The organism is Streptomyces sp. NPDC085931, assembly GCF_044540565.1.
GTDB lineage: Bacteria > Actinomycetota > Actinomycetes > Streptomycetales > Streptomycetaceae > Streptomyces.
Window position 1 is genome coordinate 338,855 of sequence record NZ_JBITSK010000004.1, and the last position, 12,280, is coordinate 351,134.

10 protein-coding genes are annotated in these 12,280 nt (G+C 72.3%); 4 read left to right on the forward strand and 6 right to left on the reverse strand.

Annotated elements, in window-relative coordinates; all coding sequences use genetic code 11:
- Positions 1-152 precede the first annotated feature (152 nt).
- The 4 genes from ACIGAN_RS10290 to ACIGAN_RS10305 form a co-directional block, all read right to left on the reverse strand.
- Entirely contained in the window at positions 153-1,595 is a 1,443-nt protein-coding gene (locus ACIGAN_RS10290; protein ID WP_399856609.1) for a dihydrolipoamide acetyltransferase family protein, read from the reverse strand.
- A 10-nt stretch (positions 1,596-1,605) separates the two neighbouring features.
- Entirely contained in the window at positions 1,606-2,583 is a 978-nt protein-coding gene (locus ACIGAN_RS10295; RefSeq protein WP_399856611.1) for an alpha-ketoacid dehydrogenase subunit beta, read from the reverse strand.
- Position 2,584: 1 nt separating this feature from the next.
- Positions 2,585-3,787: a pyruvate dehydrogenase (acetyl-transferring) E1 component subunit alpha gene (gene pdhA, locus ACIGAN_RS10300; RefSeq protein WP_365098927.1), complete on the reverse strand. Its 1,203-nt coding sequence runs from the start codon at positions 3,785-3,787 to the stop codon at positions 2,585-2,587.
- 377 nt (positions 3,788-4,164) lie between these two features.
- Positions 4,165-5,772 carry a protein kinase domain-containing protein gene (locus ACIGAN_RS10305; protein ID WP_399856614.1) on the reverse strand — a complete coding sequence of 536 codons (1,608 nt, stop codon included), beginning with the start codon at positions 5,770-5,772 and terminating at the stop codon, positions 4,165-4,167.
- Positions 5,773-6,119: 347 nt separating this feature from the next.
- Here ACIGAN_RS10305 and ACIGAN_RS10310 point away from each other — a divergent pair, with 347 nt between their 5' ends.
- On the forward strand, positions 6,120-7,757 hold the full coding sequence (locus ACIGAN_RS10310; RefSeq protein ID WP_365736342.1) for a protein kinase domain-containing protein: 1,638 nt from the start codon (positions 6,120-6,122) through the stop codon (positions 7,755-7,757).
- Positions 7,758-7,838: 81 nt separating this feature from the next.
- Here ACIGAN_RS10310 and ACIGAN_RS10315 read toward each other — a convergent pair whose 3' ends face one another.
- The gene (locus ACIGAN_RS10315) at positions 7,839-8,381 is read right to left on the reverse strand and encodes a bacterial proteasome activator family protein (RefSeq protein WP_309096781.1); all 543 of its coding nucleotides are present in this window, start codon (positions 8,379-8,381) and stop codon (positions 7,839-7,841) included.
- 247 nt (positions 8,382-8,628) lie between these two features.
- Between ACIGAN_RS10315 and ACIGAN_RS10320 the strand changes: the two genes are divergently transcribed.
- Positions 8,629-9,120, forward strand: coding sequence for a hypothetical protein (locus ACIGAN_RS10320; RefSeq protein ID WP_399856617.1), 492 nt, complete (start codon positions 8,629-8,631; stop codon positions 9,118-9,120).
- A 103-nt stretch (positions 9,121-9,223) separates the two neighbouring features.
- Here ACIGAN_RS10320 and ACIGAN_RS10325 read toward each other — a convergent pair whose 3' ends face one another.
- Positions 9,224-10,213, reverse strand: coding sequence for an NAD(P)H-quinone oxidoreductase (locus tag ACIGAN_RS10325; RefSeq protein WP_365736346.1), 990 nt, complete (start codon positions 10,211-10,213; stop codon positions 9,224-9,226).
- A gap of 171 nt (positions 10,214-10,384) precedes the next feature.
- Here ACIGAN_RS10325 and ACIGAN_RS10330 point away from each other — a divergent pair, with 171 nt between their 5' ends.
- Positions 10,385-11,428 carry an ATP-binding cassette domain-containing protein gene (locus ACIGAN_RS10330; RefSeq protein ID WP_399856619.1) on the forward strand — a complete coding sequence of 348 codons (1,044 nt, stop codon included), beginning with the start codon at positions 10,385-10,387 and terminating at the stop codon, positions 11,426-11,428.
- Positions 11,425-12,273: an ABC transporter permease gene (locus ACIGAN_RS10335; RefSeq protein ID WP_399856621.1), complete on the forward strand. Its 849-nt coding sequence runs from the start codon at positions 11,425-11,427 to the stop codon at positions 12,271-12,273. The genes ACIGAN_RS10330 and ACIGAN_RS10335 overlap by 4 nt, the downstream gene beginning before the upstream one ends.
- Positions 12,274-12,280 lie beyond the last annotated feature (7 nt).

Consider the following 12,280-nt stretch of genomic DNA (forward strand, 5'->3'; position numbering starts at 1 on the left):
TGGGGGCCTGTGCCGCGCCCACCCCCAGGGCCCCCCGCCCACTCCCCCGCGCGATCTTCCACCACACCCCGGACAACACCTCTCACCCCGGGGGGGGGGGGGGGGGGGCCCCCCCCCCGGGGGGGGCCCCCCCCCCTTCTCGTGTGCGCCGGCTACGCCCAGGAGATGAGCCGCTTGGGCTGCTCCAGGATCGCCGCCACGTCGGCCAGGACCTTCGAGCCCAGCTCGCCGTCGACCAGGCGGTGGTCGAAGGAGAGGGCCAGCGTGGTGACCTGACGGGGCTTCACCTTGCCCTTGTGGACCCACGGCTGGAGCTTGATCGCCCCGACCGCGAGGATCGCGGACTCGCCCGGGTTCAGGATCGGCGTGCCCGTGTCGACGCCGAAGACGCCGACGTTGGTGATCGTCACCGTGCCGCCCTGCATGGCCGCCGGCGACGTCCTGCCCTCGCGGGCCGTCGCCACCAGTTCGCCCAGCGACTCCGCCAGCTGCGGCAGCGTCTTGGCGTGGGCGTCCTTGATGTTCGGCACGATCAGCCCGCGCGGGGTCGCGGCCGCGATGCCCAGGTTCACGTAGTGCTTGACCACGATCTCCTGGGCGGCCTCGTCCCAGGACGCGTTGATCTCCGGGTTGCGCTTGATGGCGACCAGGAGCGCCTTGGCGATGAGCAGCAGCGGGTTCACGCGCAGGCCCGCGAACTCCTTGTCCTGCTTCAGCTCCTCGACCAGCTTCATCGTGCGCGTCACGTCGACCGTCACGAACTCCGTGACGTGCGGCGCGGTGAACGCCGAGCCGACCATCGCGGCCGCCGTCGCCTTGCGGACGCCCTTGATCGGCACGCGGGTCTCGCGCGCGGTGTCGTACGAGGCCGGGGCGGCAGCCGGGACGGGCGTCGCGGCCGGAGCCGGGGCCGGGGCCGGGGCCTCCGAGGCGGTCGCGGCCACGGCCGCGTGCACGTCCTCGCGGGTGATGATGCCGTCCGGGCCGGTCGGGACGACCGTCGTCAGGTCGACGCCCAGGTCCTTGGCCAGCTTGCGCACCGGCGGCTTGGCCAGCGGGCGGTCCGCACCCGCCGGGGCCGGGGCGGCCGGGGCGGGGGCGGCCGGGGCGGGGGCCTGGGCCGCCGGCGCGTGGCCGTTCAGCTCGGTGTGGATCGCCGCCGAGGCCTGCTGGACCGGGACCTCCGGGCCCTTGCGGGGGCGGCGGCGGGTGGACGAGGTCGCCACCCCGTAGCCGACGAGGACCGGCTGGCGGCCGGAGCCCTCCGGCTTCGGCTCGGCCGGGGCCCCGGCGGCCTCGGGCCGCGGCTCGGCGGCGGGCGCCGGGGCGGCACCGCCGCTCACGTCGACCGCGATGATCGACGTGCCCACGTCGACCGTGGTGCCCTCCGGGAAGTGCAGCTCCCGGACCACGCCGTCGTAGGGGATGGGCAGTTCGACGGCCGCCTTCGCCGTCTCGACCTCGCACACCACCTGCCCGTCGGTGACCGTGTCACCGGGCTGGACGTACCACTTGAGGATCTCCGCCTCCGTGAGCCCCTCGCCCACGTCGGGCATCTTGAACTCGCGCACGGACGCTTCCGTCATCGTCGTCACGGCCCTCTCCTCAGTACGCCAGCGAGCGGTCGACGGCATCCAGCACCCGGTCCAGGTTCGGCAGGTACTCCTCCTCCAGGCGGGCCGGCGGGTACGGGGCGTGGTAGCCGCCGACCCTCAGCACCGGGGCCTCCAGGTGGTAGAAGCAGCGCTCCGTGATCCGGGCGGCGATCTCCGCGCCCGAGCCGAAGAACACCGGCGCCTCGTGGACGACGACCAGGCGGCGGGTCTTCTCCACCGAGGCCTGGACCGAGTCGAAGTCGAGCGGGGAGACCGAGCGCAGGTCCAGGACCTCCAGGCTCTTGCCCTCCTCGGCGGCCGCGTCGGCGGCCTCCTGGCAGAGCTTCACCATCGGGCCGTAGGCGGCCAGGGTCAGGTCGGTGCCCTCGCGGACCACCTGGGCCTTGTGCAGCGGGCCCGGGATGGCCTCCGTGTTGACCTCGCCCTTGTCCCAGTAGCGGCGCTTGGGCTCGAAGAAGATCACCGGGTCGTCGCTCTGGATGGCCTGCTGCATCATCCAGTAGGCGTCCGAGGCGTTCGAGGGGCTGACCACCTTCAGGCCCGCCACGTGCGCGAAGAGCGACTCGGGGGACTCCGAGTGGTGCTCGACCGCGCCGATGCCGCCGCCGTAGGGGATGCGCACGACGACCGGCATCTTGACCTTGCCCAGCGAGCGGGCGTGCATCTTCGCGAGCTGCGTGACGATCTGGTCGTACGCGGGGAAGACGAAGCCGTCGAACTGGATCTCCACCACCGGGCGGTAGCCGCGCAGGGCCAGGCCGACCGCGGTGCCGACGATGCCCGACTCGGCGAGCGGGGTGTCGATGACGCGGCTGTCGCCGAAGTCCTTCTGCAGGCCGTCCGTCACCCGGAACACGCCGCCCAGCTTGCCGACGTCCTCACCCATGATCAGGACCTTGGGGTCGGCTTCCAGAGCGCGGCGCAGCGACTCGTTGATCGCCTTGGCCAGTGCCATCTTCTCGGCCATCTCAGTTACCCCCCTCGTCGGCGAAGGACGCCTGGTACGCGGCGAACTGGGCGCGCTCCTCGTCGACCAGCGCGTGCCCGTCCGCGTAGACGTTCTCGAAGATCGCGAAGTGGTCCGGGTCCGGCATGGCCCGGACCGCCTCGCGCACGCGCCTGCCCAGCGCCTCGGACTCGGTCTCCAGTTCCGCGAAGAACGACTCGTCCGCGTGGCCCGAGGCCTCCAGGTAGCGGCGCAGGCGCAGGATCGGGTCCTTGGCCTCCCAGGCCTGGCGCTCCTCGTCGCCCCGGTAGCGGGTGGGGTCGTCGGAGGTGGTGTGGGCGCCCATGCGGTACGTGAACGCCTCGACGAGGGTCGGGCCCTCGCCGCTGCGCGCCCGCTCCAGCGCCCAGCGGGTGACCGCGAGGCAGCCGAGCACGTCGTTGCCGTCGACCCGGACGCCGGGGAAGCCGAAGCCCTGGGCGCGCTGGTAGATCGGCACGCGGGACTGCTTCTCGGTCGGCTCGGAGATGGCCCACTGGTTGTTCTGGCAGAAGAACACCACGGGGGCGTTGTAGACCGCGGAGAAGGTGAACGACTCGGCCACGTCGCCCTGGCTGGAGGCGCCGTCGCCGAAGTAGGCGATCACCGCGCTGTCCGCGCCGTCCTTGGCGACGCCCATGGCGTAGCCGGTGGCGTGCAGGGTCTGGGAGCCGATGACGATCGTGTAGAGGTGGAAGTTGTTGCCGTTGGGGTCCCAGCCACCGTTGTTCACGCCGCGGAACATGCCGAGCAGGTTGGTCGGGTCCACGCCGCGGCACCAGGCGACGCCGTGCTCGCGGTAGGTGGGGAAGACGTAGTCGTCGTCGCGCAGGGCGCGGCCGGAGCCGATCTGGGCGGCCTCCTGGCCGAGCAGCGAGGCCCACAGGCCCAGCTCGCCCTGGCGCTGCAGGGAGGTCGCCTCGGCGTCGAAGCGGCGGGTGAGCACCATGTCGCGGTAGAGGCCGCGGAGCTCTTCCGGGGTGACACCGGCGACGTACTTGTCGAACTCGGCGTTCTCGACCCGCTCGCCCTCGGGCGTCAGCAGCTGCACGAGCTGGGGCTCGGTGCCCTTGGCGCCGGCGTCCTTCTTGGCGGTGGTGCGGGTGGTGCGCTTGGTGCCGGTGGTGCCGGCCTTGCTTCCGGCGCTGCGTCGCGGTGTGCGCGCGGCAGTGCTCTCCACGGTCACGTGTGCTCCTCCGTCGGTCCGGCTCCCGGGGTTGCCGGTAGGCCTGGGGATCCCCCTTGCTCTGTGAGCCTGGGGGAGCGGCTCACCTGTTCTCGGCCCACGGGACACGGGGTGGGTGCCACTCGGCCGGGGACAGGCGTGACAGGTGCCCCGGCGAGCGCCCTGCAGAAAGCACGTTACCCAGTGCGCCACATCTCTGTGAAACCCCCTCTGACCTGCGATTTTGCTTGGATATCCAAGTAAATCGGGAAGGCGGCGAAAGGGCCCTGGTCACAGCCTTGCAGGAGGCCGGAGCTACCGCACGTTAACCCGGTGACCCAGGTCACGGGAAGAGTTCTTCTCCCGGCGTGCCCGAACGGCACGCTTTTGACCGGCGGTCAGCCACCGCCCTCGCCGCCGCCCGGGCCGCCGACGACACCGGTCGTGGTGCCCGCGTCGGTGCCGCCGGCCGCGTCGCCCGTCGGCGTCCCGCCCGGGTCCGTGGGCTCCTCGTCGGTCGGCTCGCCGGTCGGCTCCTCGGTGGTGGGCTCGTCCGTCGGCTCGCCGGTGGGCGACTGGGGGGCGCTCTGCGACGGCGTGTAGGACGGCGTGTACGAGGGCGTCCAGTTGCCGTTGCCGTTGCCCGTGCCGGTGCCGTCGTCCGTGGAGGTGTCGGTCGGCTGGTCGGTCGCGTCGTCGCTCGGCGTCTCGCTGGGCTTCTTGTCCTCGGTCGTCTGCGAGCTGGTCGGCGACTGCTTCTTGCCCGGGTCGTCCTTGCCGCCGCCGGTGTTCTGCAGGGCCAGCGCGACACCCGCGGCGACCGCGATCACCGCGAGCACGGCGAGGATCCACAGCTTGCCGCGGCCGCCGCCCCGGTTGCCCTGCCCCTCGAAGCCGCCGTCGTCCCCGTTGCCGTAGCCCGCGGGCAGGACGGGCGAGGGGATCTGCGTGGTGCCGGAGGCGTCCCCGGGGTGGCCCATGCCCATCACGGCCGTGCCGGCGAAGCCGCCCGAGGGGGTGTGCCGGCCGTCGTGCAGGTCGACCGGGCCGGTGTTCCAGGTGCCGGTGTGGCCGCCCTGGTCGTAGAGCATCTGCAGCGCGTACTGGACCAGTCCGCGCATCTCCTCGGCCGTCTGGAAGCGGTCGTCGGGCTCCTTGGCCAGCGAGCGCATGACCAGGCCGTCCAGCTCCGGCGGGCAGGCGTCGGAGGCCTCGGACGGCGGGGTCGGGATGTCCTGGACGTGCTGGTAGACCACCGACAGCGGGGTCTCGCCGGTGAAGGGCGGGCGCAGCGAGAGCAGCTCGTAGAGCAGGCAGCCCGTGGCGTACAGGTCGGAGCGGTGGTCGACGGCCTTGCCGAGGGCCTGCTCGGGGGAGAGGTACTGCGGCGTGCCCATGACCATGCCGGTCTGGGTCATCGTCGTGGAGGCGCCGTGCAGGGCGCGGGCGATGCCGAAGTCCATCACCTTCACGGCGCCGTTGTGCGTGATGATGACGTTGGCCGGCTTGATGTCGCGGTGCACGATGCCGTGCTGGTGCGAGTAGGCGAGCGCCTCCAGCACACCGGAGACGATGATCAGCGCCTGCTCGGGACCGGGCGCCTCGGCGTTCAGCAGCAGGTCGCGGATGGTGCGGCCCTCGACCAGCTCCATGACGATGTACGGCACGGACTGGCCGCCGACGAAGTCCTCGCCGGAGTCGTACACGGCGACGATGGCGTGGTGGTTGAGGCCGGCGACCGACTGGGCCTCACGCGTGAAGCGCGCCTTGGACACCGGGTCCTCGGCGAGGTCGGAGCGCAGCAGCTTCACGGCGACGGTGCGCCCGAGGCGCACGTCCTCGGCGGCGAACACCTCGGCCATGCCGCCCCGGCCGAGTCTGTGGGTCAGCCGGTACCGGCCGTCCCCGACCAGCCCGCCGTTCCCCCAGGACTCCGGCGCGTCCGACATGCCGCTGCCAGTCGCCTCGGGGTCGGACGGGCCCTGAGCGCGCTGCTGCTGTGCCATCAGTCCTCGCCGTCGTTTCTGCCCGCGGTGCGCGCGGTGTTGTTACGGTCTCCGTCGGCCACGCTACAGCCTCCGCGCAAGCCTCCGGTCCGAGACGGGGTGCCAGGACCGGCACGAGACGGACGGGCCATGAAACCTTCACTCCGCACTGTCGTGCAAATTCCGTGTGCCGCCCGTACGCCCCCTGTAACGCTTCCGCGACGCTTCTTTCGCGTACGGTCACGGAACGGGCACCGAGCTTGACGTGTCAGTGCCCTGGGGCAGACTTGGCCGGGAATGACCGTGTGGATCAACGGCGGATCAGCGACAGTCGGCGGCGCCTGCAAGGGCTACGGGGGACGGGGAACATGAGCCAGGACGGCGCACAGGGCCAGTACACGGGGCGGGCGCTCGCCAACGGCCGCTATCAGCTGCGCGATCTGCTCGGCCAGGGCGGCATGGCCTCGGTGCACCTCGCGTACGACAGCGTGCTCGACCGGCAGGTCGCCATCAAGACACTGCACACGGACCTCGGGCGGGAGCAGGCCTTCCGCGAGCGGTTCCGCCGCGAGGCCCAGTCCGTGGCCAAGCTCACGCACACCAACATCGTCTCGGTCTTCGACACCGGCGAGGACACCCTCGACTCCATGACGACGCCGTACATCGTCATGGAGTACGTCGAGGGCCGCCCGCTCGGCTCCGTGCTCGACGAGGACGTGCGGCAGCAGGGCGCGATGCCCGCCGACAAGGCGCTCAAGATCACCGCCGATGTGCTGGCCGCGCTGGAGATCAGCCACGAGATGGGCCTGGTCCACCGGGACATCAAGCCGGGCAACGTGATGATGACCAAGCGCGGTGTGGTCAAGGTCATGGACTTCGGCATCGCCCGCGCCATGCAGTCGGGTGTGACGTCGATGACGCAGACGGGCATGGTCGTCGGCACCCCGCAGTACCTCTCGCCGGAGCAGGCCCTCGGCCGCGGCGTCGACGCCCGCTCCGACCTGTACTCGGTCGGCATCATGCTGTTCCAGCTGGTCACCGGCCGGCTGCCGTTCGACGCCGACTCGCCGCTGGCCATCGCCTACGCGCACGTCCAGGAGGAGCCGCCGGTCGCGTCCACGATCAACCGGGCGCTGCCGCCGGCCGTGGACGCGCTGATCGCCCGCGCCCTGAAGAAGAACCCGAACGAGCGCTTCCCGAGCGCGGAGGCCATGCGCGGCGAGTGCCTGCGCGTGGCGGCGTCCTTGCAGCCCGCACCGCCGAGCATCGTGCCGGGTACGCCGGCGCAGAGCGGCGCGGGCGTCGGCTCGGCCGTGTTCCCGCCGGTCGACCAGGCGGCCCCGGCCCCGTCGGGCCAGGTGCAGACGCCGTACCAGCCGACCCCGCCGCCCAACCCGTACGGCACGCCCGCCCCGTCCCCGGCCTACGGCTATCCGCAGCAGGGCGGCTACCCGACGCCGAACCCGGCCGCGTACTCCCCGCAGCCCGGGCCGTCGACCCCGCCGCCGTACAACCTGACGCCCCGGTCCGGGTCCGCGCCCTCGGGCGGCGGCCGGAGCAACAAGCCGGTGATCATCGGCTCGATCATCGTGTCCGTCGTCGCGGTCGGCGGCCTCGTCACGGCGCTGCTCCTCAACGGCGGCAGCGAGGACGACAAGGGCGGCGGCAGCGGCAGCGCGAGCGCGTCGGCCTCCGCGGAGAAGAAGCCCGGCTACCGGGGTCCGGACCCGACGAAGACGATCGAGGCGACGGAGTGCACCGAGCCGCAGGAGTCGTACAACGACCCCGAGAAGATCGAGGTCCCGGACTTCAAGTTCAAGAACATCCAGTCGGTCAAGGCCTGCGCCCAGGCGGCCGGCTGGCAGATCGACACCAAGGACGTCGACGAGAACACCTACGGCCAGGGCACGGTGATGAACCAGTTCCCGTCCAAGGGCACCGACGTCGACCCGGACGACATGCCGACCATCGAGCTGAACGTCTCGACGGGCAACCCGCCGTCCTGACGGCCCGCGCGGCACGGACATGAGGAAGGGCCCGGCGGCTTCGGCCGCCGGGCCCTTGCGTCCGTGGAGCCCTGCCGGGGTCTACAGGTACGGGCCGCCGGAGCGGCCGCCGAGCTGCTGCTCGTCGGGGCCGTCGCCGCCGACGCCGGGCGGGAGGGCGCGGCGCATCTGCTCCAGCTGGGCGCGGGCCGCCATCTGCTGGGCGAAGAGGGTGGTCTGGATCCCGTGGAAGAGACCCTCCAGCCAGCCGACCAGCTGGGCCTGCGCGATGCGCAGTTCCGCGTCGCTGGGGGTCGCCTCGTCCGTGAAGGGCAGGGAGAGCCGCTCCAGTTCCTCGACCAGCTCGGGCGCCAGACCGTCCTCCAGCTCCTTCACCGAGCTGGCGTGGATCTCCTTGAGCCGGACCCGGCTGGCCTCGTCCAGGGGAGCCGCGCGCACTTCCTCCAGAAGCTGCTTGATCATGCTGCCGATCCGCATGACCTTGGCGGGCTGCTCCACCATCTCCGTCACCGGGGTCTCGCGGGAGTCGTCGTCTCCGTTGCCGCCACCGAGCGCCATGCCGTCCTGGCCGACCACCAGGATCTGCGGGTTCTCCGGCGACCTTTCGTTCCTCGGCATCTCCATGCCGCCATTCTCTCGCACGCCTGCACCTCACCTGTGTGTGCCCCCGGGTGAGGCTGATCCACCGTGTCCGGGAAGACGTGCCGGCCGGGCGCCGGGTTGCTCCGCCCCGGCCGTCGCCTTCCGGCGATTCCGTCCGTCGGCCGAATCCGGAGTGCCGCGGGGGCGGGGCGGTGTGAGGCTGAGGGCCTCGATATGACCGAACTTGCCGTTTCTGCCCCACCGGGCACGGCGGGAGGGGGTCACCCACGTGACTCCATGGCTACGCGCACTGCGGGCGACGGGACTGGTGGTCGCCCTGGGGGCGGGCGCGGTCATCACACCGATGGGAACCGTCGGTTCCCATGCCGCCGTGCCGCCCCACGCCGACGTGACCGCTGCGGGGGCCGTCGCCGCCCCGTCCGCCCGGCCCGCCCCGTCCGGGCCCGGGGAGCCGTCACGGGCCGGGAGCCGGGCGGGCGAGGGGCGGGAGCGGCCGGGGCGGACGGCGTGGCCGGAGAGCACCGAGGAGGGGCCGGACGCCGCTGAGCGCACCGCCACGCCCGAGGTGTCCGACGCCGCCCTCCCGCCCCCCGCCGCCCCGGCGGAGCCGCCCGTGCGGGAGGCCGCCGCCGCCCGGGCCGACCGCCCCGCCGGGCCGGTCCTGCGGATCCTGCCGCTGGGCAGCGGGCTGGTGCTGATCGGCCTCGGTCTCGCCCTGGCCTTCGTCGGCCTCCGCCTGCGCCGCCCGGGCCCGTACTAGGCGCTCCGCGGAGACCACCGGCGACCGCCCCGGGGGGGGGGACGGCCCTGGGGAGAGCCCCGGGGGCCCTGCCTTGCTTCCGCTGTGGTCGGCGCCGCAGCCGTCAGGCGCTGCGCGGTGCGATCAGCAGGACCTTGCCCACGTGGCCGCTCTCCTCCACGACCCGGTGCGCGGCGGCCGCCTCCTGCATCGGCAGCTCGCGGTCCACGACCGGGCGCAGCCGGCCGCCGGCGAACAGCGGCCAGACGTGCTCGCGGACGGCCGCGACGATGGCCGCCTTCTCCTCGCGCGGCCGGGCCCGCAGCGACGTGGCGGTGATGGCGGCCCGCTTGGCCAGCAGCGCGCCGATGTTCAGCTCGCCCTTCACGCCGCCCTGCATGCCGATGATCGCGAGCCGGCCGTTGACGGCGAGCGCCCTGACGTTGCGCTCCAGGTACTTGGCCCCCATGTTGTCGAGGATGACATCGGCCCCCGCACCGTCCGTGGCCTTCCTGACCTCCTCGACGAAGTCCTGCTCCCGGTAGTTGACCAGGATGTCCGCGCCCAGCTCGGCGCACCGGTCCAGCTTCTCCTTGGTGCCGGCCGTGACGGCGACGCGCGCGCCGAGGGCCTTGGCCAGCTGGATGGCCATGGTGCCGATGCCGCTGGAGCCGCCGTGCACGAGCAGCGTCTCGCCCGGGCGCAGGTGGGCGACCATGAAGACGTTCGACCAGACCGTGCAGACCACCTCGGGCAGCGCCGCGGCCTGCTTCAGGTCCACGCCCTCGGGCACGGGCAGCAGCTGCCCGGCCGGGACGACCACCTTCTCGGCGTAGCCGCCGCCGGCCAGCAGCGCGCACACCTCGTCGCCCGCGTTCCAGCCGGAGACGCCCGGGCCGATCGCGGCGACACGCCCGGAGCACTCCAGGCCCGGGTAGGGGGAGGCACCGGGCGGCGGGTCGTAGAAGCCCTGCCGCTGCAGGAGGTCGGCGCGGTTGACGGCCCCGGCCGTCACCTCGACCAGGACCTCGCCCTCGCCGGGCACCGGGTCGGGGACCTCGTCCCAGACCAGCGCCTCGGGCCCACCGGGTTCGGGAATCGTGATCGCATACATGAAGGGGACGCTACCCCTCGGTCCCGCGACCGAGTCCGCTCCGTCGCCGGACCGGTGCCCGCTGGTCCCTTGGTCCGGTCCTCGCGAAAACCGGTGTGCGGGACCGATGAGTTTGCGCGACGGTAAAGGTCTCCCCATGCGTAGCCCCCGTGCACCGGAAGGACCCGAAGCATGAGCACGCAGACGTCCGGCCTGGCGATCGAGACCGCCGGCCTGGTGAAGACCTTCGGCGAGACGAGGGCCGTCGACGGAGTCGACCTGGCCGTGCCCGCGGGCACGGTCTACGGCGTCCTCGGCCCGAACGGCGCCGGCAAGACCACCACCGTGAAGATGCTCGCCACGCTCCTGCGCCCGGACGGCGGCCAGGCGCACGTCTTCGGGCACGACGTGGTCCGCGAGGCCGACGAGGTGCGCGGCCGGGTGAGCCTGACCGGCCAGTACGCGTCGGTCGACGAGGACCTCACCGGCACGGAGAACCTGGTCCTGCTGGGCCGGCTGCTCGGCCACCACAAGAAGGCCGCCCGCGCCCGGGCCGCGCAGCTGCTGGAGGCCTTCGGGCTCACGGAGGCGGCGGGCAAGCAGGTCAAGCAGTACTCGGGCGGCATGCGGCGCCGGATCGACATCGCCGCGTCCATCCTCAACACCCCCGACCTGCTGTTCCTGGACGAGCCGACGACCGGCCTGGACCCGCGCAGCCGCAACCAGGTGTGGGAGATCGTCCGGGCGGTGGTCGCCCAGGGCACCACCGTGCTGCTGACCACGCAGTACCTGGACGAGGCGGACCAGCTGGCGTCCCGGATCGCCGTCATCGACCGGGGCAGGGTGATCGCCGAGGGCACCAAGGGCGAGCTGAAGTCGTCGGTCGGCGCCGGAACGGTCCATCTGCGGCTGCGCGACGCCGGCCAGCGTCCCCTCGCGGCCGACCTGCTGCGCCGCACGCTCGACGCGCGGGTGCAGCTGGAACCCGACCAGGTGGCCCTGACCGCCCGCCTCGGCTCGGCGGCCGGCGACGACTCGGCCGCCGAGCAGGCCGCCCGCGCGCTGAGCGAGCTGGCCCGGTCCGGGATCACCGTGGACAACTTCTCCCTGGGCCAGCCCAGCCTGGACGAGGTGTTCCTCGCCCTCACCGGGCACGACACGCACGACTCCCCCGGCCCCTCCACCGACCACTCCACCGACCACTCCACCGACAAGAAGGACGAGGTGGCGGCATGAGCACCGCGACGACCACCCAGAGCAAGGAACTCGCCCCGGTCAGCACCGAGTCCCTCGCCGCGCTGCTCATCGCCAAGGAGCGGCCGCCGCGGCCCAGCGCCTGGTCGGCGTCGATGACCTTCGGCTGGCGGGCGATCCTGAAGATCAAGCACGTGCCGGAGCAGCTGTTCGACGTCACGGCCTTCCCGATCATGATGGTGCTGATGTACACGTACCTGTTCGGCGGGGCGCTGGCCGGCTCGCCGAAGGAGTACATCCAGTTCCTGCTGCCGGGCATCCTCGTGATGTCGGTCGTGATGATCACGATGTACACGGGCGTCTCGGTCAACACCGACATCGAGAAGGGCGTCTTCGACCGGTTCCGCAGCCTGCCGATCTGGCGGCCGTCGACCATGGTCGGCTATCTGCTGGGCGACGCCCTGCGGTACACGATCGCGTCGGTGGTGATGCTGACCGTCGGCATGATCCTCGGCTACCGGGCGGACGGCGGGGTCGGGGGAGTGCTCGCCGGGATCGCGCTGCTGGTGCTGTTCTCGTTCGCCTTCTCGTGGATCTGGACGATGTTCGGGCTGCTGCTGCGCACCGAGAAGTCGGTGATGGGCGTCAGCATGATGGTGATCTTCCCGCTCACCTTCCTGTCCAACGTCTTCGTCGATCCGAAGACCATGCCGGGCTGGCTGCAGGCGTTCGTCAACAACAGCCCCGTCACCCACCTGGCGTCGGCGGTGCGCGGTCTGATGGCCGGCGACTGGCCGGCCGACGAGGTGGCCTGGACGCTGGGCTGGGCCGGACTGTTCGTGCTGGTCTTCGGGCCGGTCACGATGCGGCTGTACAACCGGAAGTAGCACCGCC